The sequence below is a fragment of the Flavobacterium collinsii genome, from assembly GCF_902804485.1.
Taxonomy (GTDB): domain Bacteria; phylum Bacteroidota; class Bacteroidia; order Flavobacteriales; family Flavobacteriaceae; genus Flavobacterium; species Flavobacterium collinsii.
The window spans coordinates 1-26,193 of sequence record NZ_CADCST010000108.1; the positions used below are offsets into that span (position 1 = coordinate 1).

General features: G+C 34.2%; 26 protein-coding genes, 1 tRNA gene and 1 pseudogene. 20 read left to right on the plus strand and 8 right to left on the minus strand.

Going from position 1 to position 26,193, the window contains the following annotated elements:
• Positions 1-255 precede the first annotated feature (255 nt).
• The 13 genes from FLA105534_RS17575 to FLA105534_RS17635 all read left to right on the plus strand — a co-directional run bounded on the left by FLA105534_RS17575 (position 256) and on the right by FLA105534_RS17635 (position 15,147).
• Complete coding sequence (locus FLA105534_RS17575) at positions 256-1,908, plus strand: hypothetical protein (RefSeq protein WP_173967398.1); 1,653 nt, start codon at positions 256-258, stop codon at positions 1,906-1,908.
• 370 nt (positions 1,909-2,278) lie between these two features.
• Positions 2,279-3,130 (plus strand): alpha/beta fold hydrolase, encoded by an 852-nt coding sequence (locus FLA105534_RS17580; RefSeq protein WP_173967399.1) that lies wholly within the window; start codon positions 2,279-2,281, stop codon positions 3,128-3,130.
• 1 nt (position 3,131) lies between these two features.
• Complete coding sequence (locus FLA105534_RS17585) at positions 3,132-3,602, plus strand: RNA polymerase sigma factor (protein WP_173967400.1); 471 nt, start codon at positions 3,132-3,134, stop codon at positions 3,600-3,602.
• A complete protein-coding gene (locus FLA105534_RS17590; protein WP_173967401.1) occupies positions 3,592-4,185 on the plus strand; it encodes a hypothetical protein in 594 nt (197 codons plus the stop codon). The genes FLA105534_RS17585 and FLA105534_RS17590 overlap by 11 nt, the downstream gene beginning before the upstream one ends.
• Before the next feature lie 305 nt (positions 4,186-4,490).
• A complete protein-coding gene (locus FLA105534_RS17595; RefSeq protein WP_173967402.1) occupies positions 4,491-5,063 on the plus strand; it encodes a Crp/Fnr family transcriptional regulator in 573 nt (190 codons plus the stop codon).
• A gap of 104 nt (positions 5,064-5,167) precedes the next feature.
• Entirely contained in the window at positions 5,168-5,851 is a 684-nt protein-coding gene (locus FLA105534_RS17600; protein WP_246253261.1) for a PcfJ domain-containing protein, read from the plus strand.
• A 227-nt stretch (positions 5,852-6,078) separates the two neighbouring features.
• On the plus strand, positions 6,079-6,549 hold the full coding sequence (locus FLA105534_RS17605; RefSeq protein WP_173967403.1) for a JAB domain-containing protein: 471 nt from the start codon (positions 6,079-6,081) through the stop codon (positions 6,547-6,549).
• A gap of 226 nt (positions 6,550-6,775) precedes the next feature.
• Entirely contained in the window at positions 6,776-7,426 is a 651-nt protein-coding gene (locus FLA105534_RS17610; RefSeq protein WP_173967404.1) for a hypothetical protein, read from the plus strand.
• Positions 7,423-9,579, plus strand: a complete 2,157-nt coding sequence (locus FLA105534_RS17615; RefSeq protein ID WP_173967405.1) for a coiled-coil domain-containing protein — start codon at positions 7,423-7,425, stop codon at positions 9,577-9,579. Before FLA105534_RS17610 ends, FLA105534_RS17615 begins: the two co-directional genes overlap by 4 nt.
• Positions 9,579-11,369 (plus strand): hypothetical protein, encoded by a 1,791-nt coding sequence (locus FLA105534_RS17620; protein WP_173967406.1) that lies wholly within the window; start codon positions 9,579-9,581, stop codon positions 11,367-11,369. Before FLA105534_RS17615 ends, FLA105534_RS17620 begins: the two co-directional genes overlap by 1 nt.
• A 343-nt stretch (positions 11,370-11,712) precedes the next feature.
• A complete protein-coding gene (locus tag FLA105534_RS17625) occupies positions 11,713-13,635 on the plus strand; it encodes an AAA family ATPase (protein ID WP_173967407.1) in 1,923 nt (640 codons plus the stop codon).
• Positions 13,636-13,710: 75 nt separating this feature from the next.
• Complete coding sequence (locus FLA105534_RS17630) at positions 13,711-14,217, plus strand: hypothetical protein (RefSeq protein WP_173967408.1); 507 nt, start codon at positions 13,711-13,713, stop codon at positions 14,215-14,217.
• A gap of 63 nt (positions 14,218-14,280) precedes the next feature.
• Entirely contained in the window at positions 14,281-15,147 is an 867-nt protein-coding gene (locus FLA105534_RS17635) for an RES family NAD+ phosphorylase (RefSeq protein WP_173967409.1), read from the plus strand.
• 196 nt (positions 15,148-15,343) lie between these two features.
• Here FLA105534_RS17635 and FLA105534_RS17640 read toward each other — a convergent pair whose 3' ends face one another.
• Both FLA105534_RS17640 and FLA105534_RS17645 read right to left on the minus strand, forming a co-directional pair.
• Entirely contained in the window at positions 15,344-16,414 is a 1,071-nt protein-coding gene (locus tag FLA105534_RS17640; protein ID WP_173967410.1) for a hypothetical protein, read from the minus strand.
• 125 nt (positions 16,415-16,539) lie between these two features.
• Positions 16,540-17,589 (minus strand): restriction endonuclease, encoded by a 1,050-nt coding sequence (locus FLA105534_RS17645; protein ID WP_173967411.1) that lies wholly within the window; start codon positions 17,587-17,589, stop codon positions 16,540-16,542.
• Between the two features lie 402 nt (positions 17,590-17,991).
• Between FLA105534_RS17645 and FLA105534_RS17650 the strand changes: the two genes are divergently transcribed.
• Both FLA105534_RS17650 and FLA105534_RS17655 read left to right on the plus strand, forming a co-directional pair.
• Positions 17,992-18,267: a helix-turn-helix domain-containing protein gene (locus tag FLA105534_RS17650; protein WP_173967412.1), complete on the plus strand. Its 276-nt coding sequence runs from the start codon at positions 17,992-17,994 to the stop codon at positions 18,265-18,267.
• Entirely contained in the window at positions 18,254-18,574 is a 321-nt protein-coding gene (locus FLA105534_RS17655; protein WP_217427711.1) for a hypothetical protein, read from the plus strand. Before FLA105534_RS17650 ends, FLA105534_RS17655 begins: the two co-directional genes overlap by 14 nt.
• Positions 18,575-18,614: 40 nt before the next feature.
• Here the strand turns inward: FLA105534_RS17655 and FLA105534_RS17660 are convergent, their stop codons facing one another.
• The 6 genes and pseudogenes from FLA105534_RS17660 to FLA105534_RS17685 form a co-directional block, all read right to left on the minus strand.
• Complete coding sequence (locus FLA105534_RS17660) at positions 18,615-19,922, minus strand: site-specific integrase (protein ID WP_173967413.1); 1,308 nt, start codon at positions 19,920-19,922, stop codon at positions 18,615-18,617.
• Between the two features lie 292 nt (positions 19,923-20,214).
• A tRNA-Tyr gene (locus FLA105534_RS17665) sits at positions 20,215-20,295 on the minus strand.
• A gap of 607 nt (positions 20,296-20,902) precedes the next feature.
• A pseudogene (locus FLA105534_RS17670) lies at positions 20,903-21,289 on the minus strand (peroxiredoxin family protein); the annotation flags it as partial.
• 18 nt (positions 21,290-21,307) lie between these two features.
• Entirely contained in the window at positions 21,308-22,069 is a 762-nt protein-coding gene (locus FLA105534_RS17675; RefSeq protein ID WP_173967414.1) for a DUF4369 domain-containing protein, read from the minus strand.
• 259 nt (positions 22,070-22,328) lie between these two features.
• Positions 22,329-22,769, minus strand: a complete 441-nt coding sequence (locus tag FLA105534_RS17680; RefSeq protein ID WP_017495548.1) for a KTSC domain-containing protein — start codon at positions 22,767-22,769, stop codon at positions 22,329-22,331.
• Between the two features lie 333 nt (positions 22,770-23,102).
• Complete coding sequence (locus FLA105534_RS17685; protein ID WP_173967415.1) at positions 23,103-23,354, minus strand: hypothetical protein; 252 nt, start codon at positions 23,352-23,354, stop codon at positions 23,103-23,105.
• A gap of 87 nt (positions 23,355-23,441) precedes the next feature.
• On the opposite strand from FLA105534_RS17685, the gene FLA105534_RS17690 reads away from it, so the two are divergent.
• The 5 genes from FLA105534_RS17690 to FLA105534_RS17710 all read left to right on the plus strand — a co-directional run bounded on the left by FLA105534_RS17690 (position 23,442) and on the right by FLA105534_RS17710 (position 26,048).
• A complete protein-coding gene (locus tag FLA105534_RS17690; RefSeq protein WP_173967416.1) occupies positions 23,442-23,984 on the plus strand; it encodes a hypothetical protein in 543 nt (180 codons plus the stop codon).
• The gene (locus tag FLA105534_RS17695; RefSeq protein ID WP_173967417.1) at positions 23,984-24,127 is read left to right on the plus strand and encodes a hypothetical protein; all 144 of its coding nucleotides are present in this window, start codon (positions 23,984-23,986) and stop codon (positions 24,125-24,127) included. The genes FLA105534_RS17690 and FLA105534_RS17695 overlap by 1 nt, the downstream gene beginning before the upstream one ends.
• Positions 24,128-24,222: 95 nt before the next feature.
• The gene (locus tag FLA105534_RS17700; protein WP_173967418.1) at positions 24,223-24,453 is read left to right on the plus strand and encodes a hypothetical protein; all 231 of its coding nucleotides are present in this window, start codon (positions 24,223-24,225) and stop codon (positions 24,451-24,453) included.
• Complete coding sequence (locus tag FLA105534_RS17705) at positions 24,425-24,823, plus strand: YchJ family protein (RefSeq protein ID WP_246253262.1); 399 nt, start codon at positions 24,425-24,427, stop codon at positions 24,821-24,823. The genes FLA105534_RS17700 and FLA105534_RS17705 overlap by 29 nt, the downstream gene beginning before the upstream one ends.
• A 106-nt stretch (positions 24,824-24,929) precedes the next feature.
• Positions 24,930-26,048: a vWA domain-containing protein gene (locus FLA105534_RS17710; protein WP_173967419.1), complete on the plus strand. Its 1,119-nt coding sequence runs from the start codon at positions 24,930-24,932 to the stop codon at positions 26,046-26,048.
• Positions 26,049-26,193: the final 145 nt, after the last annotated feature.

The window sequence follows — 26,193 nt, forward strand, 5'->3', positions numbered from 1 at the left end:
AGTCATGATTTATATGACTCTAATTGTAGCAATGTTACTCTTAATTTATAAGAAAGCAAATAATCTAGGTTACAAAACTGCAAAAAGAAGGTTTGTTATAGAATTAAGAGAGTTAATTACTGCAGTAATGATAATACTTTCAGGAGGAGATCCGCAAAAAGTATATAAAACATAAGTGGCCGGAATTTCTTCCGACCACTTTTAGGGATTACATTAGGTTCAGGTTTTGATCCTGCAAATCTTTCGAGTTATAAAATGAGAGCGATTAAATATGAAGAGCACTGGTCTGGTAAGGCACCAATTAAGGCAGAATCAGCTATATTATATATTTCGAATTATGAATCCTTTACAAAGGTTACAAAGATCGACACAAGCATAGATGCTTCATATATGAAAGCATCGGTAAGTGCGGAGAGCAGTAAATCAATAAGCGAGTCTTTTACTGAAAATAATATTAATATATTAATACATGCCTATGCCGATTATGGATGGTTTGAAATGAAGGAGGGAGCAACACTAGTACCAGCCGCAGAAGCATTGAAGAAGAGCAATCAGCAAGAGTTTATTAAAGCTTATGGTTCGCGATTTATTATTAAGGAAAAAAGGATGAATTCTATATCCATATTGATAACAATAAGAAATGTAAGTAAGAAGTTTAAATCAGTGGTTTCAAGTACACTTTCTGCAAGTGGAGGCTATGGAGGAGCTTCAATAAAGGCTAAACAAACTATAAACGAAGAAATTACAAGGGATAGCAATTCTGATAGGATTGAGCTAAGTGCTTTTACAGTAGGAGGAGAAGGAATAGAAGGGTTAAAAGATATTATACTGCCGAATTTAAAAAATAACAGTAATGCTATCGAATACATTAATGAGCTGATAAAAAATAATTTAAGTGCTTTTAATGAAAAAAATGCAATTCCTTATGAATGTGCTGTTGCAGATATGAAAATATTTGGAATAACAGAAGTAGCTGAAATACCATGGGATTATGATCGAATGAAAAATATGGAAAAGCTAAAGGATATGTATGTTGAGTTATCCTATCATATAGAATTATATGAAAAAATTAAAAATAGAATTGATCCTTTTTTTACTCTATTGGGAGGAGAAGAAAATAGAACTGACTGTATTAATAGGTATGAAAATAATATTGGAGCGATTAGAGATCACTTACATGATATTGCTGTAAGGCATGAGAATTGTAAAATTAATCCAGATAAGTCAAGTTTTGAGATTATAAATTATCAAACAAAAATGATAGGTGGATTAGCACGGTTAATTCCAGTAAATGTGTTATTTACAAATAGTATAAATAATCTGTTTATGAAATATTACAAAGATTATGATGGGCTAGAGGATACGGTTGTAGAAAATTTGCTGAGTACAGTTCCAAGTCAGCGGAAAATGGACTTGATGAAATGGATTGGTCCTGATGAATATTTGGAAGTGCTTCTAAGATTTGAGTCAAAAAAAAGATGGCAGAAAGTGCAAATAGTCAAATTGCATGATTCGCTCGATTATAAACAAAATAAGCCCATTCTGGAAGGAAATAAAAAAACAGAATTCTACAATGGTCCACAACAGGACTTCATTTTATGGAACAGTGGATATGATAATAATAGTATTGAACATGCCATTTTAGAGTATATACCAAAAGTGCATGGTAATTTAGATTTCGGCCCACTTGGTTTGTCTACTGTCAGCGTTGAATATTCATACTCATTGTTTTGCACGTTAGTTGACTACGCAGGCAGAGAATTTACTTATAAAGTAATGGATCTGGAAATGGTCACTTTTCATAAATTAGCTGGTGATTTTTCGCCTGGTATAAAAAGTGAATCTCTTATAAAAAACATTACATATTACATTCCAACGGATAACAATATTATAGGACCTTTATTTTAGATTTTGTGCAATTGAGTTTTAATCTTAGTTTTTTCCTTTTGTTATTTTATTTCGTAAGTAAGGTCTGTTCAGCAGAGGAAGACAATCTAAACCGAAGCATTAAAGTAAGTAAAGACTTATATGCAGATAAGCAGTGGAAGGTCGTTTTATTGGCAGTTTCCCACCAATTCGGATATAGAAAAAGTGGTATAGGCAAGGAGAGATATTTGATGATCAATGAAATGGAATCTGAAATCGTAAAGTTTATTTATAAAACCAATGAGAGTATTTGGTAATAGTAAAAATGCTGTATAGCATTAATTTTTTTTAAATTTTGTAACATTTTAAATAGTTTGGGATCTAAAAGGCGAACCATTTAAAAATAAACAAAATGAAAAAAATTAGATCTTTTATTATTGTATTTTTATTAACAGTTGGTACTGTAAATACTTTTGGGCAAAATAAATCGTACCCATTTGAAGTGAAAATTAGCGGACAAGGAAAACAATCTATAATTTTCATACCTGGTTTTACATGTTCGGGGGAAGTTTGGAATGAAACAAAGTCTGTGTATGAAAAAGACTTTACTTGCTATACTTTGACAATGGCAGGTTTTGCAGAAGTTAAACCGCAACCGAATGCTTCTTTTAAAAATTGGGAAGATGGAATTGTAAATTTCATCAAGGACAACAAAATTAAAAAACCAATTCTTATCGGTCACAGTATGGGTGGTGGTTTAACTCTAGCTATTGCTTCAGATTATCCTAAACTAATCAAGAAAATAATTGTAGTAGATGCAGTACCTTGCATGGGAGCATTTGGAAATCCTGCTTTTAAAAGTCTGGAGAATCCGGATAATTCAGAGAAAATAAATAGTATTCTTTCTGCAACAGATGAACAATTTCGAACGATGCAAAAAAACAGCATTTATGGACTTGTTACCAATAAATCAAAACAAGAACTAGTATTGAGCTGGGCACTAAAATCTGATAGAAAAACACTTGCTGAAATGTTTTGGGATTATGCTAATATTGATTTGAGAGAGAAATTAAAAAACATTACCTGTCCTTCGTTGATTTTATTGAACTCTTATTACAGTAAATCAAAACCAGTTATGGAGGAGCAATTTAAAAATTTAAAGAACGTAAATTTGCAATATGCTGGTAAAGGCTCCCATTTTATAATGTATGATGATACAGAATGGTATTTAAGTCAATTAAATAATTTTATACCTAAAAAATAAAATGGAATTTGAGGAAATATATGCTACTTATTGGCAAAAAATATTTCGATTGTGTATGGGATACGTCAATGATTATGATCAAGCACAAGACCTTGCACAGGAGACATTTATAACTGTTTGGGAACAACTCCCAAAGCTTAGAAACGGATCGATTGTTGGAACTTGGATTTTTAGGATTGCTTCTAACAATTGTTTACGACAAATTAGAAAAGAAAAACGGTATCCAAAAGCGGAATTGCCAATATACTTGGTAAACGAGAACAGAATAGATATAGAGCCAAAAATTCAATTGCTGCATAAATGCATCTCCGAATTACCTGAAATAGATCGTATTATTATTTCACTTGAATTGGAAAATATAAAACAAGCCGAAATAGCCAAAATTGTTGGACTTTCAGAAGCGAACATAAGGGTTAAAATACATAGAATAAAAGAAAGATTGACACAAAAATTTAAAGAAAATGGACAATAATAATATCAATTTTAATGAATTGTGGGCAGAACAAGCTACAAGCGCACCTAATTTAAAAGACTTGGTATCTAAAGCCAATCTGGTGCGACATAGTAATTTAAGAAAATTAATCTTTAAAGATATAATATTCACACTTGTAGCAGCATTTTTGATTTTCATTTGGGTTAATTTTCACCCCCAATTATTATCAACCAAAATTGGAATTGTGTTAATTGTTTTAGCAATGGCAGTTTATATTTTCAGCTCAAGCCAAAATATAATTCAACTTTTAAATAAGATAAACACGGCTCAAAGTAACAAAGATTACTTAAATCATTTATTGGCTTTAAAGGAAAAACAACAGTTTTTACAAACAAAAATATCTAATTTATATTTTATTTTGTTTTCATCTGGAATCTGTTTATATTTTTATGAAAATGCTTTGAAAATGCCTGTTAATAAAGCAGTTTATACCTATCTAGCAATAGTAGCATTTATTATTTGGGGAAGATTTTATATGAAACCAAGGTTAATTAAAAAACAACAAGTTAAGCTTGATGAAATTATAAGGAAATTTGAGAATATAAACAAACAGCTTGATTAAAAAGGATATTTACTATATTAGTTCGCAATTAAATATACTGGCGGAAAAATAGATATATGGACAGTATAAAGAAATTTAATGACATTCGGACCGCAAGATGGAATGATAGATAAATTGTAAGATTTGTTTAATAAAAAACAGCAACAAACTAAGTTTGCAGTTGTTTTGCGAATTCTCCAAATTTCTTTTTTTCTTGTGCTGGTAATCTTTTGTTATAAATTTACACAACCATTATAAAGCTGGTGGAAGATTGATAGCAAGTAATAGCACCTTAAAAACGACAGCTTAACTAATACAGAATGTGAATGAGTGATGTTTTACGACAACAAATAGAAAAAATTACTGAACTTACTGATTCTGAGTTTGACTATATTTTATCTCATTTTGAGAGCAAAAAAATTAAAAAACATCAATTTGCACTGCAAGTAGGAGAAAATACACCAAACGATTATTTCATTTTGAGCGGGTGTCTAAAGTCATACTTTACAGATAGAAATGGCAAGGAACACATCTTGCAGTTTGGAATGCAAGACTGGTGGATTACAGACTATCAAGCCTACTACAATCAAACAAAAGCAACGATAAATATTGACTGTATTGAGGACAGTGATTTACTTTGTTTGTCCTTTCACAATAGGGAAAAACTATGTTCAGAAATTCATAAAATAGAACACTTTTTTAGAAAAAAAACGAATAAGCGTAATGTTGCCTTACAACAACGGATACTTTCTTTATTGAGCAATAACGCTAAAGAAAAATACGACCAATTATTGCAACTATATCCACTGCTTTTTCAAAAAGTCCCAAAACATCTTATTGCTTCGTATTTAGGTGTTACAAGGGAAACACTCAGCAGACTTAATACTCCTTCAAAATAAAGTGAGGTATATCACAAAAAATTTGTGATATTTCCATCCTGAAAAGAAACGGTTTCAAAGGCAGTTTCCACGGCATCGCCCCTCAGGTGCTTTTTACGGCTCTTTTGAAAGATTCCCATGCAGAGACACTCCTCAAGACAGGGCAGACCGATTTTCTTTCTCATTATCTGGTCTCGCACGCACAGCACATCAGGGAGAACTGGCAGGCAGTCAAAACCTGCGCCAAGAACAATTACAAGGTAAAAGACTTTGGGCTTTGGGAAGATTACATTTCCCTGCTCAGATGGTTCAAAAAGGATTTGAATAATCCTGTTATGGTATGTCCTGAGAATTTGGAAGAGGTGCACGACAGGTTTGTGGAGAAAAAACGCATAATACAAAGGCGTCAGCATATAAAAGAGCTTCGCCAAGAAATACAGCAGGCGCAGATTGGGTATGAACAGCAGAAAAAGCAGTTTTTCGGGCTTGAGTTCACAAAAGAGAATCTTTCTATCTGCGTTATGGAAAGCGTGAATGATTTTCTCGAACAGGGCGATATGCTCCGCCACTGCGTATTTACCAATGAATACTACAAAAAGAGAAACTCCCTTATCCTGTCGGCTAGATTTGAGAACAAGCCTGCGGAGACCATTGAGGTGGCGCTTCCCTCACTTGAAGTCCTGCAGTGCAGGGGAGACAAAAACAAGGTTTCCCCGCATCATAAGCAGATATTGAAGTTTCTTAATCAGAATCTCTATCAGATAAAGAAACGTCTTAAAAACAAAAAAGAAGAGAGAGCCGAAAATTAGATTTCGGCTTTTTTTTGGTAAAATTCCGCGGCGCAGGCACTTGAAGGGAGTATTGTTTCAGGGTTCAGGCTTAATTCCGAAACAAAGTTCGGGAAGGAAAGACGGTTCGCCGAAAAAAATTCCCCCATAAATGCAGGCGGAAGAACCTGCTTTATTGCGTTGCTTTTTTCGCTCGCTTTCTCATTCCCGGTTCAGGTTCCATTATTAATCTTAAAACTTTAGAAATCATGGAAACTTCAAAAACACTTCAGAACTGGAATCAGGTGGCAGAAATCCAGCTTATCTACAAAACAAAAGTGAAAGCATCAGACAGACCTTATATCAGTTCCTCCAAAACAGTTTATCAGCTGGCGCTCCAGTTCTGGAATCCAGATACAATCGAATTTTTTGAGGAGTTTAAGATCCTGCTTTTGAACCAGTCCAATAAGGTATTGGGCATGTACGAAGTATCATCGGGAGGAATTGCAGGCACTTCAGTTGACCTCAGACTGATTTTTGCAGCGGCGCTTAAAGCAAATGCCGTATCGCTGATTATGATCCACAACCATCCATCAGGACAGGTTAAACCATCAGAGGCGGATAAACAGATAACCAGAAAAGTCAGAGAAGCGGGCGGTATTTTAAATATTACACTTCTGGATCATCTTATCATTACTCCCGAAACTTATTATTCCTTTGTTGATGAAGGCGCTTTATAGCGTCTTCATATTTATATAATAGTAAGCTCGTCTGATTTTTTATCCAGACTTTTTCTAAGTGTTTGAACGCAGTCGCGGAAATGCGGTATTTCTTTTGAAATGAACAACCAGGCCTTGTTTAATTACATAATTAAATATTCAAATAGATTGGCAATAATTTATATATTAGCGAAAAATCTTAGTTTATTTAAAAGAATACTTCGTATTTACCAATTTCAAAAATCATATGGAAGATTTTTTCAAAAAGTACAGGGACAGACTGCGGATTATAATAATTCTGTATGTTTTTTGTGAGCGGAGCGTGGAAAACGGTACTCCATATTACGGATTGTTCCGCAGTGAAATAAGAATTCAGGCTTTGGATTTTCTTCTTAGGTATCCCGATTTTCTGTCAATGGAACTGATGGACTTAATGGATAACGACAGCAGCATTTCGCAGCAGGAAATAAGTGAGGTTATTGATGAGATTTATTTAAACAATGAACCGCAGCTGAGGGTTGAAGAAATGGAAAAATTCTTTCACGGAGCCTATGAAAGTATAGATGAGGTTATTGCCTTTCACGTAAGTACAGGTTTTCTAAAACACGAAAGCAGAAGAAGAGCTGATGGCAAAACGTTCGATAAAAACTATTATGTTACGCACTACTGTGCCGAAAGGATTGAAAATCACCTAAGAACAATTCCTACTGTGCAGTGGTATTTCGAGCGCTGCGAACTGATTAAAAAACACTTCGGACAATTTACAGGCTCACAGCTCAAAACCCGGCAGTATAAGTATGCTGAATACAGCAGTATATCCTATAAGAGCCATATTCAGAATGTAAACGCAAAAGTTAGGACAGCCTACAGCGAGAGATTTAATAAACAGTTACTATGATCAAGACGGATATTAATTACAAGGATTTTGTTACTTATGTTCACAAAAATTTCGAAGAGAAATTAACTTTTAATGAAGTCGAAGACATCCTTTTTCTGGAAGAAAGCTACAATAAGGACAGTCCTGCTTCTTTGGAGAAGACCTTGTGCCTTAATAGGCTTGTTTTCTCAGGAAAGAAGCGTTCAGGTGAGGAATTGATTTTTGATCAGACTCTTCATAAAGGCATTAATATATGGATTGCAGATAACCATAAGGGAAAATCAACAATATTCAAGATTATCAAATTTGCCCTTACGGGCAGCGACACAATCAAAAAAGACATTAAGCCATGGATTTTGGAAATACTGCTTGAATTCACTATCGGCAGTGTAACCTATACCTGTCGTATTGACCGTAAAGGATGGGACTCAGGAAGCCTCTACCGGTTCAACATTGAGCAATATAATAGCTACAAAAAGGAGTTTAAACTTGATACAATCGAAAAGCAGATTGAGTTTTCTTTTAAGAGCAGAAAAGAACTTGAAGAGAAGCTGCAGGATTTCTTTTTTGAGCAGTTTTCATTTTATGTGCTCAAATATACCCAGAAAAGCAGTGCCAAAGATTCCGTTGATTTAAATACCTCAAGTTTGAGCTGGTCAACTTATTTTAAATCAATTTATTTGGAATCCAGTAATTACGAACATTTATTCTTCGAACAGGAAAAAATAGGCCACCAAGGCAAGAAGATTTTCGAAATGGTTCTCGGATTGCCTCTGACTTATCCCATAAATATGCTGAAAGTCCAGCAGGATCGCGTCAATGAAAGCATTGCAAAGTTAAAACTTGTTGACGGATCAAGAATTGATAGGGCTAAATCTTCAAAAGATAGACTAATAAAAAGACAGAAGGAAGTAATAGCAGAATTGGAATCAGCCGGACAAAATGCAGCAATCGGGTTTCAGGAACGTCCTTTACTAGAGGAGTATGCGGCTGTTCAGGAAAAAGTCGGCAGAGTAAGAAAAGAGCAGAGGGACTTGACGGAATCTTATCAGGCTGCAAAAGGAAGGCTTAACCGGATTGAAGAGGAAGTCAATAATTTCAAGAATGATCGTAGAAAGGTTGATGCAGAGATTGTAAGGCTAAAAAAGCAGGTATTGAACATGGAGCTTTACAGTCAGTCGCAGAGTTTCTTTACCAATCTGGAAATCAAGTCTTGTCCTCACTGCGAAATCAAAGTCAGCGAGACAAAGAAGGAAAAAGAAAAAGAGAATCATATCTGCAGCCTCTGTGGAGAGGAACCGACCGAACAGAAGATTGAGCAGGCCGAAATTACTGAGAAATCAGACCAGATTCAGCAGGAAATCAAAACCCACGAAGAACGCCTGGTTAGTATTATTAAAAGTCTGGAGGAGAAAGAAGAGCTTGCCATAATGGTTAAAAAGGAAGCTGATGAATTCAATGAAAAAATTTCTCTGCTTCCGTCTGTTGAAACAGACAACATAAGGCTTACCAAAATAGAAGAAGAAATTGCGGTGATTGTTGCAGAACGTGAGAAGCATAAAGACGCGGTTGAAAAAAAAGAACAGCTCGTAAAAGAGCAGGCTGTGCTGGAATTCCAGCTCGAAGAAATTAATCGCAGCGAAAACAGCGCCGATTCAGAAGAATTTGATGGACTGAATTTAAAAAGATCTGTGTTAGAATTTGCATTGTCTGCACTGGAGAAAAAAAGAAATTTTTTGAACAGGGATATCTTGGGAAAACTCGAAACATTGATACTGAAAGAAGTCAATGCATTTGGTTTAAAGAGCATTACGGATGTTTCCATCAGTGAGAAATATGAGTTGATCTATATGCAGAATGGTGTACAGATGGCATTTAATGATTTAAGTGAAGGGGAAAAGCTTAGGGCAAAACTAGCTTTTTACCTCAGTCTTATCCAATTGGATATTGAACACAGTCTCGGTAGACATCCACGGTTTCTGATATTTGATTCGCCAGGAAGCGAAGAAATGGTGCCGGAGCATCTTAATGGACTGGCTGACATTTTTAAAGATGTCAACGATAGATTTGAAAATGAACTCCAGATATTTGTAGGTTCTGCATTAAGGGAGTTTTCTAAGATTACCGATAAAAAGCGTACGTTTATAAAAAAAGTGGATGAATTTGTTTTTTAATGGATAACTATCAGAAATACTTAGACCTTTTTAAAACAGGAAGCATCTTTAAGCAGGTTTTGTTTTTAGATAACTTTTACACCAGTGATGAGGCCAGCCAGTTAAGCGCATCGGAGCTGTCCGATATTCTGTTTTTGGGAGCGGAGAACTCCCCAAACCTCTATGTAAGACGCTCCTGCTTTAAAATTATCAGTGACCTGACCTTAACGGGAATGCTGGCCAACAGATTTAAAACTGCCGGGCTGGTTGATGATTTTTTGAACAGCGATCAGGAGGAACTGCTGATTATAAGCCTGAAATATCTGCCCTATTTTCCAGAGGTATTCACGGCGCAGACAAAGGAAAACCTTAAAGAGCTTTCTGATAGCCCCAATGCTGATATAGCCAGCCAGTGTTTGATATGTCTGGGGTTGTTTGACATTTCGGAAAATATAGACGGCGATGATATAAAAGAGCTGATCGAAAACCTTCAGCAGGCACAGCGGTATTTTCAGGCAGCATCAGATTCAGTCGAAAATCGTGACGATGCGGCTTATTATCTGCTGCTGCTACAATGGATACTGGCCGCCATAGTTGATAATGCCACAGATTCAGATGAAAAATTATCGGCTCTTGAAAAGTCACTGCTCCTCAGAAACCTTTATGAAAGGGACGGGCTGGAGCTTGATTTTCTGATTTTTAAAATGATCAGAAATATCAAATCCAGTTATGATATGCTGCGCTCATCAGAAGAGTGGCTGGACTTCAGCACAAATGTTCGCGTTCTGATGGATCTCAATGCAGAGATCGGCTTATACCGGAGTTTCAATGGTAATGCCAAAGGGCTCATGAAAAGTATTGATGACAATTTCTTCAGTACAGTAGAAGCCCATATTTATAAAGTCCATCTTCAGGCAGAAAAGAAAAGGCTCAATAAGCTCAAATCCGCAGCTAAAGAAGACCTTATACAATTTATAGATAAAATAACGGGGTTTTTCCCCGATGCTGAGCAGCCCAATCCAGAAAATTACGAGCTTCTGATTTCCCTGCAGCAGAAATTTGGAGACGACGGAATTGCCGCCTACCAGAAGATAATAAATAAAAACCTGCCTTGGGAGAAAGCCATTGCGGAGCTTCTCAAGAATGACATCAGCAATAAGCTGCCTTTTAAGACCGGAAGCATTTATGGAGAGCAGGTTTATCTTGCCCTGTCATTAGAGATAGATTCCCTTCTTACAAATTACGATCAGGAGAGAAAAACGGCATTTCTGAAAATACTGGAAGAGGTTATCAGATATTCCAGACTCACTTTTGTAGACAATGATAAAAGCCGTTTTCCATTCCTTTACAGTAAGTTAGAAACAAACGGAAAAGGACAGGATGCCAGCGAGCAGGATTTGCAGGAGAGCATGATTTCTTTTTTCGAGCATTCCCAGATTGCGGACGGGCTTGGGCACGAGAGAGCAAAATTTGTTGACGGAGGGCGTGTGGATATACTTTATCAAAAAGACATTATTACCATCCCAATCGAATTAAAGAAATCACTCTTCAGACCCGATCAGGCCGCTTTGGAGCAGAATTATATTGCACAGGCGCAGACCTATACCTCCGGATATGACCAGCTGGGAATTTTTGTTCTCCTTGAGCTCAGTGATAAAGCCAAAGAAGCACCTGCTAATTTTAAAGACTGGTTTAGAATCCATCACCTGAAACCCTCAACAAATCTGGCCGTCAGTTATCCTGATTTCGTGATTTCAGCGGTGATACCGGGAAACCGTACCGGACCAAGTTCGAAAAGCACCTATAAATAGTACCTTGTTACGCAGTCCATAAATTAAGAAGTGTAAAGTCAAACAAACAATTAACTAAGAATTGGACATTCTTTTTGAGTTGACAATAAATGGATGTCTCGATTCTTTTCCTAATTAATTTTTGCAACTCTTTAAGATATTGATGTGAAAATTTTATTTTAGAATAAATCAAGTATAAATACGTATTGTGTGTGATTGTAAAATTTGCTTTCTTGTTTCGATTTCTTTCGTAGAAAAAGCCCTTTTACCTTTCTTACCATTTACAAAAAAGATATAAATTCTAAAAAGATCAATCCTTCTGGATTAAAAATAAGAAACAAACCTGTTCAAAAATTTATTAACTATGATATTAAAAAGATATAAAGTAGAAAACTTCCGGTCAGTTGTTGATAGTGGTTGGATTGATTGCGATGATGTAACCACATTGGTAGGAATAAATGAAGCAGGAAAGTCAAATTTACTTTTAGCGTTATGGAAATTAAACCCTGCTAGAGAAGGAAGTATTGATATCTTGCACGATATGCCAGTTTCTAAATTAAGTACCTTTCGAAAAACTCCGCAAGACATAGGATTTATAACTGCTGAGTTTGAAATTGATGATGAGAGCATAGCCTATATTGAATCCAAAATTGAATGTAATTTACAAGGAGATAAATCTGTTATTGTGAGACGTTATTATGATCGACATTATACATTCGAGTTTCCGAGCGGTAATCCAATATCAACGAAAGTGGAAAAAGCTAACATCGAAATTGTTGAAGGAGAAGAAGCTGCAGAAGTAGAGGGTGAAGAAGAACTAAAACAAGAAGAATTAACTATTATTCCATATAAAGATGCAGATTTACATCAGGCAATTCTAGATGTATTACCATCTTTCGTTTATTATTCAAATTATGGCAATTTATCATCCAAAATCTATCTTCCAAATGTAATTAAATGGCTTAACGGTCAAAGTGTAAGCGGTATTGAAATAAATGAAGACCAAGTTAGAACATTGAGAGTACTTTTTGACTTTGTTAAGTTAGATCCACAAGAAATCTTAGAATTAGGAAAAGATCCAAAAGAAATGGCAATTCAACGTAATGGAGGACATGCAAATGTACAACCCACGAGCGCTGAAATTAAAGATGCAGAAAATGATAAAGAAGAACGTAGTATCCTTTTACAATCAGCGTCTGGAGATTTAACTAAGAAATTTAGAGAATGGTGGAAACAAGGTGAATATAAATTTAGATTTGAAGCAGATGGCGATTATTTTCGAATTTGGGTTTCAGATAGTATCAGGACAGATGAAGTAGCATTAGAACTTAGAAGTACAGGATTGCAATGGTTTATTAGTTTTTATCTGATTTTTCTCGTAGAGAGTCAAGAAAACCACAAAGATGCAATATTATTACTTGACGAAGCTGGACTTACTTTACATCCTTTAGCACAAAAGGATCTTGCTCTTTTCTTTAATAATTTATCTGAGGATAATCAAATTATTAACACAACTCATTCTCCATTTATTGTCGATACTTCTAATATTGACAGATGTAGAGTAGTGTATATGGACAAAGATGGATATACAGTCGCATCAAGTAATTTAAGACAAGGTAGTGATGCTCTAAATGAAAAATCCATTTATGCAGTTCATGCTGCTTTAGGATTAAGTGTTTCAGATGTTCTTTTACAAGGTTGTCAGGGTGTAGTGGTTGAGGGGCCATCTGACCAATTTTATCTCAGTGCTATTAAAGGGTTTTTGATTCGAGAATCGCTTTTAACTCCTGAACAGGAAATTGTATTTATACCGTCAGGTGGAGTAAAAGGTGTACCAGGAGTGGTTAGTATGATATCAAGTAAAGCAAATGACTTGCCACATATAATCTTAGATTCTGATAAAAGTGGAGAAGATGCAAAGAAAAGGCTGTTGGATGGATTATATAAGGGATTCGAAACTAGAATACTGGAAGTGAAAGCATATACCGGAACTGAGCAAACTGAAGTGGAAGATTTGATACCGTATCAGTTGTTGAAAAAAGCTATTGACAAACTTTTTAATTCTTTAGATGAAGTAGATTTTGAAGATAGTTACACGCCGTCAAGACCAATTGTTAGTCAAATTGAAGAATTTGCAATAGCTAACGGAGTTACCTTGGAAAAAGGTTGGAAAGTGGGAGTATCAATGGCTGCTAAGACTCAATTAAAAAATAAAAAAACAGATGCTATTCCAAAAGAATATATTGAAAAGTGGATTCAGCTCTTTAAAGCAATTACAGCATCTTAATGAGTACTTTTATCAAGAGCTCATTATTTATATAAAAAGCCGCAATATCAATTTATTTGTAAAATGTGAGTAGTTATGAATTCGGATACTAGTACAGAAAAATATATTTGTTATGATTGTGTAGGTGAAAATCATTTAAAAAATATAATAAAAAACACTGGTTCAGAAATCAGATGTTCCTATTGTGAAAATGATGGGCTTGAAGGTTTTGCACTAATTGATTTAGCTGATAAAATAGAGATTGCATTTGAACAGCATTTCATACAATCACCGGAAAATCCTCCAGAAAACTGGTCTTTTTATCAATTCCAAAATTCTGGTTGGGAAAATAATGGAATGCCGGTAATTGAAGCAATTATGGATGCCGCAGAAATTGAAGAAGAAATAGCGGCAGATGTTCAAGAAATATTGGCGGATCGACATTATGATCATTCAGCAGCAGAAATGGGTGAAAGTAGTGAGTTTGAAAGCGGTTCATCATACGAAATTAAAGGTCATGATGATTTTGAATGGCAGATGCAGTGGGAAAATTTTGAGCATACTCTTAAGACTAGAACGCGCTTTTTTAATAAAAATCATTAGAAGCTTCTAAAATCAATTTTTGAAGACATTGAATCTTTACATACTCATAAAAGAAAACCAGTGGTGCGTAAAATTGGACCTAAAAATCAATTGAAATATCTCTTTAGGGCAAGGGCATTTCAATCTGATAAAAAGCTTAAATTCGCGTTGGAGTTTCCCGATAAAGAAATTGGTCCACCACCTTCAGAATATGCCACCGCGGGAAGAATGAACCCAAGAGGCATTTCAGTTTTTTATGGATCGTTCAATCCTAAAACCGCGTTGGCAGAAATTCGACCTCCAGTAGGTTGCAAGGTAGCGGTAGCACGTTTTGAAATTAAGCGAACATTACAGGTACTCGATTTAAGCGCTCTCAAGTTGACAAACATAGAGGGAAGTTATTTTGATGAAAACTATGCTCGTCGAATCACGAACATAATGTTTCTAAAAAAATTAAGTCAGCGATTGACTAAACCGGTAATGCCAGATGACGAAAATGCTGAATATTTAGCGACGCAAGTTGTTGCAGAATTTTTAGCATCAGAGTTTAGAATTGATGGGATAATATTTCCTTCGGCTCAATCCGATGGAGGGCTTAATGTTACTTTATTTCACTCTGCTTCCAAAGTGATTACTCCGGAAGTTATCAATGGTTCTTCTATTGAAGTAAGCCTTATGGATTGGGATGGTGAGGAATTAGTGCATGATTATAGAGTTTGGGTACGAATGCCATCAAAGCCAGATTCTAATAAAGCTTCCCAACATTTTCCTTTGGATTTGCCCGGACAAGAATGGGGAAAAAACGATACTGATTGTAGAGAAGGGACATTGTCAATTGATTTGGATTCAATTACAGTTTCGCACATTAAGTCTGTGAAAATTAAAAGCGTAGTATACGATGTTAATCGCACAGAGTATAAAATTTCATCTGATGAAGTCGAAGATAAGTAAAACAATATCAAAAAGATTTGTAGTTTTTGAAGAAAATATAAAAAATTATTTAGATATGTTATGTCTTACAAAAGTCGGAATTTGGGAGATTGATAGAAATTTGATATCAGTAGCAGGCCTGTAAATTCTATCTAACAAGTTCGATTACACCGGTGTTAATATTAAACCCATTAATTATAATGATTTGATTTCTTTTTTAGTAATCTGCCCTAATTTTCAGCAGATTTTTAATTATATAATATTTATAATTCTCATTATGAATTTGTAGGTAGGAAGCAAATTGATAAAAAATATCTATAGAGATAAAAAGAGGTAAAGTTTGAGGTGGATAATTTGTAGAAATGTTTTTAAAAGAATTAGATAAGTCCCTACCATCGTCATAAAAAATGCATATTTTTAAAAGGACTTCAAAATTTGACAAACCCTGTCGTACTTTAGAGTCCGCAATAGAATTGGGTTGCTCTATTGCTATTTTTTCAGCATTTGTAAGTTGTCGAACTGCTTTATTTATAGCTTTGTTAAACATAGTTTGTTTTGAGCTGATTGTATATTTTGATTCAATTAGAACTATAGCTTTTTCGTAAATTACAACAAAATCTGTAAATTCTTCTCCATTTGATTTTTTAATAGAATGAAATAATTCCTTATTAGGTTGATAGTAAAGTGAAAGTATATTTCTAAATGAAAACTCTTGATGATATCCATGTTTTCCATCCCTAGTGTACTCATCAAACTTGAAATATGCTTTGTTGTCAATTAATTTGTTATCCCATATTTTATTTTGAAATGAATCAATGTACATAGGCATGTTTTCAGTGCTCAAGCTGATGTTTGACAATGTAATTTCAAAAACTTGCTCATTTTCTTCCAACCATTTTTTGAAAATGTTAATTGAATTCACTTTGTTGATTTTTGAATTTGCAATTTGATAATTTGCCTCGTTCATTAAGACTAATGTAAATCTTTCTGCTTTGATAAGGTCCATTACGACTTTCTCGAAATCTGGAAATTCATTATCTAGACCACTAAAATTCACTCCTTTAAAATATAATGGCATTTGTGGATTATCCATAATATACAAAGTAGTCAATTTTTCATCTTTAATTAAATATAAAGTGATTTGGCAACCCTTTACAATAGAAGTAACTACACCTGCAACTGCTTTAATCGAAAGAACTACATTTCCGTCGTTATCATAAGAAAGATAAAATCCTTGAGGTAAAGTTTGTATTCTTTCAAAAGTCTTTTTTTCGTAATCGTATAGCATTTATTGATTTTGATTGGTGAAAATGTGTTGCGTAAATATAAAAAACATATATTCCTGCCTTATCTTCTGTATTTAATTGGTTTACAGTAAAATTTAACGAAGTAATTTATGATCTGAAGTTAATTCTATTGCATTTTGCTACTAAGTACTAAAACTTCATCCTGAAATGGCTGACGTAAGTTGACAAGGTTTAGAGCTTCCCTGAATTGTTGTAATTTATATGTGTTGGAGTAGCGGATTTTAAAATCTAATGACGAAGTATGATGAAGTATTATTTCAATACTTTCATTTTCTGATAAACGTCTAAATAGATAATAACATAATTTGTAGCTTTTTCCATCTGGTTTTTTTGTTGAAGCCTCACAAGCAATAAAATCATATTTGAATTTTAAGTTGCTTTCCTCATCCGCTTTTAGATAGCCTTCATCACTTAGTGTATCAAAATCAAATTCGTCAATCAAAACTGAATGGTCGCATGAATGTTTTTTCTTTAGTATTTCACTTAGCTCATTTATGTGATCCGAAATGTCTATTCCATGATAAATTTCATTTTCCAGTTCCTCTAATTTAGAATAATTAGTGAAATATAGAACATAAAGATATACAAGTTGGTTGGTAGTCAGCGACTCTTTGTCGAGGTTATCTAAAAGATAATAGTAAGTCCAAAAATTTGGTGTAAGGTTATGTAGAGTCCACTTACTTATTGTTTCATCTAAAAGATTAATAAACTTGTTTCTTATAAAATATTTTGAAATCAGGTCATCGTGCTGGGCAAGTAATCTGCTTAATGTCTTTCTTTCGATAACATGAATTTTGTAAAATCTGTCTCTCTTAACTTTTTCAAGCCATTCTCTGGCATTGTTAGTAAGGTACGAAGAAATAAAGAATACTATATGTTGCGGTTTTTCCGCATCGGCCCATGCTATTTTTGAATTTAGTTCTGAGGGTGGAACCCCTTTTTCATATCTCTTACATTCAAAAAAGAACTTTTCATTGAATGTACCAAGCACCCCATTCGAAAAGGAGAAATCTGCCTCTATGTCTCTTCCATTATCGGCTCCACCTTGTCTCCAGGTTATCGATGTAAAGCCATGCTTAATCAAAAGCTCGAAGGATAACTCTTCGAACTGATCAGGAGTTAATTGATTAAAATCTATATGTTTTTCTAATGACATTTAAATTGTTTTAAGGAGTATTTTAAAATAACCTTGTAAAAATAATAGAGTTTTGTCCTAATATATGTCAGATGAGCGGAAAAATCTTTCATTTAATAGTTTTGTTTTTTCTCGTCAATACCTGTTGTCTTGAAATAAATAGATTTATTTTTGTACCATTTGCTTTTAAGTTATTGATTTACAGATATTGTTAGTTTTGAAGAAGTAAACTAACTCCTCAAATTATAAAATGGTCTATATTATGGACATATTATGTCCATGAAAATTCCAAATATCAGTCTTACCTTTGAAAGGATAATTAATAAGTGGAGTTATTTGATTATGAATCAAAAAAAGTAAGAAAAGATATTTTCTTGTTGTGCCAGATTGTTGCATATGTATTTTATTTAAATGATGATTGTTATGGATGAAAATATTACAAAAGAAGATTTAAGACAATTTGGTCTTCTTTTAACAGATAAAATGCAAACTATATTCAATGAAATGAATTATGTGCAAAAAGGGGCTTTGGAACCGGAGTGGCTTAAAAGTAAGGCGGTAAGAAAACTACTTGATATTTCTGCGGGCTCAGTGCAAAATCTTAGAACGACCCAAAAAATAAGATTTAGAAAAGTTTTGGGCTCTTATTATTACAGTAGAGAAGATATTCAAAAACTTTTTAGTGATGAAAAAAACTAAGAGATTAAAAGAAAGCAATATCATGAAGTATCTTTCATTATATACTCAAGATCCACAGCTAAATGTCTGGCATCTATCCATTCTAACAGCAATATTAGGATTGGCGTATAGACAGAGGCAGGGAAGCAGGATTCAGGTCAGCCGCAGTAAGATTATGGAATTGTCACATGTGAACACTCTGCCAACATATCACAAGTATTTTAAACAGCTTCAGGATTTAGGGTATATAAAATACATTCCGTCTTATCATCCAGGTTATAAAAGTGAAGTTAAACTATCTAAAAAGAGGTTATCTCAAAATTTTTGAGATAACCTCTTTGAGTTTCATTATTATCTGAAATCAAATATCAAGAAGTAATGTTATATTTCTTTTTGATTGCCTGAATTTCTTTTTCAAGTCTTCCAAGGATCGCTAAATCGGGTTTTGTCATCTTTGGTGCAGTTTTGTTCAGCTTTTTATTCAGAATGGACATTTCACGTCCAATCGTTGCCTGCTCAGTTATGGCATATGCTTCAGTCTGCTTTACCGAGGCGTGCCCAAGCAGTTCTTTAACTACATTTATAGGAACGTTGTTGTTTAGTGTGACCGTACTTCCAAAGGTTCGCCGTGCTATATGTGTATTTAATGTAAATGGAAATCCGCATAAAATTGCAATCTCTTTAAGATACTCATTCATTTTCTGATTTGAAGAAACAGGCAGCACAGTACCACGTTGAATACACAGTGCATGTTCTTTGTATTTGTCAATTATTTTAAGCGCCTGCGGCAGGAGTGGGACATTTGTGGTAGAATTAGTTTTTTGTCTTTCAGACATAATCCAAAGGTTTCCGTCAATGCCTTCTTTAATATCGGTTTTCTTCAATTGATAAGCATCGATGTAAGCCAGTCCAGTGTAACATTGGAATACAAAGACATCTCTGACTACATTAAGCCTGTCCGTGGTAAAATAATGTCTCTCTAATTCATATAATTCTTGGGTAGTAAGCGGCTTTTTTACCATTTTTGTTTTTCGTCCCTTAAAGTTTTTGAAAGGATCTTTATTGATAATTTCCTTATCGATAGCGCGAATGACTATTTTTTTGAAATTAGCAATGTATTTAAGGGTTGTATTGTTGCTACAATCTCTAACTGTCCTAAGGTAAAATTCAAAGTCTTTTATGAATTCGAGATTCAGATCTATAAATTCAATTTCATCTCTTTTAAACTTAAATTTAATAAAGGCTGTTAAGTGATTTTTAGTAATGGTAAATCGGTCAAGAGTTCCTTTTGCGTATCCTTTTCCAAGGAGTGCCTTCATTTCATCGTTGTGTTTTTGAAATTCTTCAAGTACCTTAATTCTTGGTGCAATTCTTCCGAGGATGTGATCCATAATTTTTTCAGCGGTTATGGACTTTCCGCTGTACATCATTTCTGTTTTGATTTCATTGATTTTTAATGTCAGTGAATCCAGAAAGAAATTTAAAGACTTTGCATCTTCTTTTAACCCGACTGCCCGTTCGGCTTTTTGATCCCACCTGGTAATGTCCCATTTTCTTTTTGTGGATGCTTCCTTGGGAATGCTGTCTACGGTTATTCTGAAATAAACCGTTCTAATTTTACTCTCATTGCGGGGTATTTTCAAAAAGAAAACCAACCCAAAACTGTTTTCTAACATAATTCAGCTTTTTAGATTAATAAATGTAGAATTATAGCATCAAAAAAACAAGTCGTTAACCTCGTTAACCCCTTTGTTTATAAGGGATTTGTTCAAATTCTGTGGCACATTTTCGCGGAACTTAAAAGTGCCACGATTTTGCCACAGAGATTTTGTTCGGTTTTAAAAAATCTGAAAAGCAGTATAAAAGAAAAAAGCCTGCGAATCTTACGATTTGCAGGCTTTACCACGTTTTTTGAGGGTTTTTGAAAAGATTGAAAAACTTTCGTTTCGGCTTCTTTTACCCTTTTTGTGGGGAGAGCAGGATTCGAACCTGCGAAGTTCACACAGCAGATTTACAGTCTGCCCTCGTTGGCCGCTTGAGTATCTCCCCGAAGCTTGTATTGTTGCGCTTTGTTATTCTAAGCGGTTGCAAATATAGGAACGTTTTCCATGTTTACAAACAAAAAATGCACTTAATTTAAGGTTATTTTAAAGTTATTTTTTAATTCATTGGAATTGAATAAAATAAAAAATACCTTTTTTTGATGTTTTTTGGATTTATTTTTAAAAGTAGGATTATTCCTTTGGTTTTATTGTGGTCTTTTAGCCTTGCATTTAGAGCGATTAAGTGTTTAGCAGGCGTTTTTCCTGAGGTATCGGGGAAAAGAATACGAAATAAATCTATTTGGTATTCTTTAGTAATTACTATCTGTTAAGAAAAATAAGCTTGTTCCTGTTTTCAGGTTAAGTTTCTTTATCAGTATTACTTTTTCCGGATCTAAGCGTTGAAAAATATAAATTCTGGTTGTGGTGTCAAAAAAAGGAATTTGTGCAGCAGATACCTGTAATTTTTCTTTATGCATTCCTTCTTAATCTCTTCCCTTTAATATTTTCCTTTAATATTTTCCTTTGTGAATGAAGGTTCAATCCTTTGGTGTAGCGTAAAAACAAAAAAATCTCCACTAGGGAGATTTTTTTGTTTATTCTGTGTATTGCTATTATTTGGCTAAAAGCTCTACTATTTTTGCTTTTAATTCAGGACCTCTTAAGTCCTGCGCAACTACTTTTCCTGACGCATCAAGTATAAAAGTTGCCGGAATAGACTCTACTCCGTATTGTTTTGCAATTGGTTCATCCCAAAATTTTAAATTTGAAACTTGTGTCCAGACTAATCCATCTTTTGCGATAGCTTCTTTCCAGGCAGCAGCTTCTTTGTCTAATGAGACTCCAATAATATTTAAACCTTTAGCGTGTAGTTCTTTGTAAATAGCTACAACGTTAGGGTTTTCTTTTCTACATGGTCCGCACCATGATGCCCAGAAATCAACGATAGTTACTTTACCTAAGCTTTCTTTAAGCGAAACTACTTTTCCTTCCGGATTAGGAGCTGAAAAATCTGCTCTTCATTTAGGGCTTCCAACAGGAGCTGCTGATGCACCAACTGCAGGATTCTTCATTTGTCCTAATTTTGTTTTGATTTCTTTACCTGGAGAAGAGTTTTTTAAAGACTCGTCTAAAGAGTTGTATAAACCTTCAGCTTTTTTGATATCAGTGCTTGGGTCGTTAATCATACTTTGAATGATTAAAGCAGAGATAAACGCTTTTGGGTGAGTTTCAGCGTAAGCTAAATATTTCTTTTTAGAATTTTCCTGAACTTCTGTTTGAAGTGTCATGTATTGTTTCATCAAGCCGTTGATAGTTGCTGTATCTTGTGCTTGTTGAGCTTGTTGCATTTTTTGAGTGTTTTTCTTTTGGAAATCAACTAAACTTTTTTGAGTTTTAGTCATGTCCTCATTGAATTTTACATACTCGTCATTGTTGTAAGTTCCAGAAATTTTAGATTTGTGGATACTGTCTTTGTCAACTGTAACAGTGATTTCTCCAGTTTCTAAGATAAAAGGAATTGGACCGTTAGCCCCCTGTACAATTAAAGTATGGAAAGCTGGTTCCTTTACTTTTCCTTTTATTTCAAATTTTCCGTTTTCAACTTTTACCGTATCAAGAGATACAGCCATTTTTGTTGTTGGATCCTGACCTTGAAGAATGATAGTTTTTCCGTTTTCGATACCTGTTGCAGTTCCTGTAATTAGGTATTCTCCGTCTTTAACTTTGCTGCATGAAATAATCGCTACAGAAGCAGTTAGTAAAAAAAGTATTTTTTTCATTATAAAAAATTAATTAGTTAATTGATTTGTGCAACAAAAGTATCTAAAATTATAAAACTTAAAGAATTTTGGAACCTAAAATTTTGTTATAGTTTTTTTTGATTTAATTCTCATGTAATCAGTGTGTTTACTGGTTTTATTTGATTTAAAACTCTTAATTATATTGTTATTATGAAAATAAATAACGTTTTTTTTAATTTTTATGCATAAAAAAAGCACTCTTGTGAGAGAGTGCTTTTGGAAATATTTTGGTATAAATCTATTCTTGATTTGTTTTCTTTCTCCATGTGAAAGAGTTCAAAATATGTCTTTTTGCAAATCTTCCAGGAGAATCTGCATTTACCATTTTAACATAAGTTGCTTTAGGAACACTGATGTATTCGTAAACGCTTCCATTAGAGAAATCTATAATTAAACGACCTTCAACAAATTTATAATCAGTAATTGAACAAGTCGAAATCGTTTCAGTGTATTCTGGTAAATTAAGTTTAATCGTTTCAGGATTAATACTTACCAAGAAGTGATAAGCCTCAATAATAGCTTTACTTTTTTCTTCTGCCGCTTTTAAACCAGCATCATCACCTTGAAATTTATCAGGATGAGATTCTTTCATCGCATTACGATAGATTGTTTTTAAATCTTTTAATTCAGCAGTTTTGTCTACGTTTAGTAACTTGCGGTATTCAACTATTTTTTTCATAAATAAAAGGTAACTTCTTGTCTATTAGTTTGAAATGAGTGTTTTTTACTTCAAAACGACAAATTTTTTGCAAAGGTACACTTTTTTTTAACTTTTTAGATTTGATCGAAAAAATAATCAAAAAAATAAAGGTTTAGCAGTTAAGTATTAGGCGTTAAATGATATCTGACGCCTGAAATAGTTTCATTTTACCCCAAATGCCGTTTTTTTTATCCAGGTGAAGGAATAAAAAACGCAAAGTTTGCAAAGGAGAAAACTTTGCAAACTTTGCGTTGTATTACATATATAATGTTTAGGTGTGGGATTTTTTACACCTATCGGAATAAATTTCCTTTATTTATTTTCGGGCTTGTTATTGGCTTTATCAAAGTTCTTAGACTTCTTAGGGTATTTATCATAGCTAATATCGCTTGGATTTTCGATAATAGATTTAATTGTAATCCAATCGCCGATGTTGAAGTTCGAATGCGCGATTTTATAATCTAAAAGGTACTCACCGCAAAAATAGTTGTTGTTTTCATCTTTTTCTATGATGCCGGTATAAACTCCTTTTTGCAACATTTTTTCGTGTGAATCTTTAGACATGACTTTCTTATTTTAAAATTGAAGGTACAAAGTTAATCAATTTATCTTTGTTTTAGGGAGTTCGTGACAATCTCAGTATATTTGCACATGCAAAAAAACTTCAAGCCACATCCTAATTCGTTTAAAAATACCTTTTGTGTTTTTCATGAAGTGCTTTCAAATGAAATTGAAGGTTTAAAAAAACAGTTTGAAAGCAAAGCCGGTAGTACCTATTATTATACAGAAGCGGGAATGTACAGAGTGTCGAATCACTGGGGAAGACTCGCTAACAGTAAATGGCGTTTGGTGGCTATGGAGCCGGAAACACCTTCGAAAACTAAAATAGGTTTTGCCGCCTGGAACGAATTTCATCCTGATAATGCCGAAGAAAAACTCTATTATATTGAAGCCGATTTTGATAATAATAAGGTAACCTATCAGCACAGAAAAAACCCAAAATACGATGGGAAACCTGTTTTAAGAACCAGTTTTGAAACAACCAAACGCATCAAGCAGGTTCGGAATCTGCAACAACTGACTTCATGGGCAAAACATTTTGATTATGACGACATAGAGGAGTTGAGGAAGAAAATTATCAACGAATTGATTTATACCGAGAAAACTTTAGAAGAAATTAAAAGGGAAATATAATGGGACGCAACAACGAAAGGAATATCAAAAAGCACAATGACAAATTGCACAAAGCCCAAAACAAAGTAAAACAGGCTGAAATTGCACGTAAAGAAAAGCTAAAAGAAATTATTAAAAAGTTTAACGAGAGTAAAGAGGAGTAAAAAAAGTTTCAGGTTTCAGGTTTCAAGTTTTTATAGGAACCTGAAACCTGAAACTTGAAACCTGAAACCTGAAACAAAAAAATAGAACAACAGACATGAGTAAATTCGAAGATTTAAAAATAAGTGTACAGGAAATCATAGATTTAATTGCTGCAAAAAACAACAGAGAAGCCAATAATAAATTGTTGGAAGTAAATGAAGTATTAGATGAGATGCTGGATCATGCCGAAGAAGATGAAGACTTGAGAGAAATTAGCCGTTATCAGGTTTTGCTGAATCAGCTGCATGTGAAAATTAATGGAGAAGAGCAGGTTGATGGAGAGTAAAAAGTGCTTTTGTGATACCGGATTAGAATTTAAAGACTGCTGCGGTTTGTATCTGGAAAGCAATCAGAAAGTCCCAACAGCTTTAGAATTAATGCGTTCGCGTTACTCTGCTTATGCTACCCATAATGTGGATTATCTTTTGGAAACCACCGCCGTTTCGGAAAGAAAGTATTATTCAAAAGCAGAGATTTTAAAATGGGCTACCAGTAACACCTGGCAAAAACTGGAAATTTTAAGTCATTCCCAAAACACAGTGGAGTTTAAAGCCTATTTTCTGGATTCAGATCATAAACCTCAGATACATTATGAATTTTCGACGTTTAAATTCGAAAATAATGTCTGGTATTATCTGGATGGAAAGTTTGAATAATCACTAAGCTTCTCGCTAAATTTAGGTGATTTTATTCAAATTTTTTAACTAAAAATTAATAACTGTTTCTTTTTTCATAATTCTAAAATAGCGTAATTTTAGAATTATGAAAAATGAAATTAAAAAGGGTTTTTACTTTAAGACGTATGAAGCCCCGTTTCAGTCTCCTTTTGAAAAGCTTTTTGGTATTTTCAAAGAGCTAATCACCCACACTTCGGGTGATTTCGACGAAGCTATAAACTGGCTTCGGGAGTTAGACAAAGAATACAAGCTAACAGACGAAAACTACACGATCGATGATTTTATCGAAGATTTAAAAAAGAAAGGTTATATAAAAGACGAAGTTAAACCTGATGGAAGTGGAGGTTTTGGGATTACTGCCAAAACAGAACGTGCTATCAGGCAACAAGCTTTGGATCAGATTTTTGGCAATCTAAAACGTTCCGGAAGTGGTAACCACAAAACAAAACATGCCGGAAATGGTGACGAACATACAGGAGAATTTAGGGAGTTTAGTTTTGGAGATGGTTTAGAGCGAATTTCGTTAACAGAAAGCCTGCGAAATGCCCAGATTAATAATGGTGTTGAGAGTTTCATGCTAACCGAGAATGATTTGGTTGTGGAAGAAACACAATGCAAAGCCCAGATGAGTACCGTTTTGATGATCGACATCAGCCACAGTATGATTCTGTACGGGGAAGATCGAATTACACCGGCAAAAAAAGTTGCCATGGCTTTGGCCGAACTAATCACAACACGTTATCCAAAAGACACACTTGATATTTTGGTCTTTGGAAATGATGCCTGGACCATTCCGATTAAAGATTTGCCCTATTTGCAAGTTGGACCTTATCATACCAATACCGTTGCCGGACTTCAACTAGCTATGGATATTTTGCGCAGAAAACGAAACACCAACAAGCAGATTTTTATGATTACCGACGGAAAGCCAAGCTGCGTGCGGGAGCGTGATGGTTCTTATTATATGAATAGTAACGGACTCGACGAATATATCGTTGATAAGTGTTATACACAGGCACAACAAGCTCGAAAACTGCACATTCCGATTACCACATTTATGATTGCAAACGATCCTTATTTGCAACGTTTTGTCAACCATTTTACCGAAGCCAATCAGGGAAAAGCATTTTACACCGGATTAAAAGGGTTAGGAGAAATGATTTTTGAAGATTACGAAACGAATAGGAAGAAGAGAGTTCGTTAAATGAGGTTCAAAGTAGCAAAGGTTCAGAGGGACAAAGTTTTTGTCGTAGAGGTGAACAGCAGTGCATCTGTTTACTGTGAAAATATATTGTTTGGGTTTAGCCTAAAAAGAGATAACAAAAAATAGATTGAATTTTTAAATCATT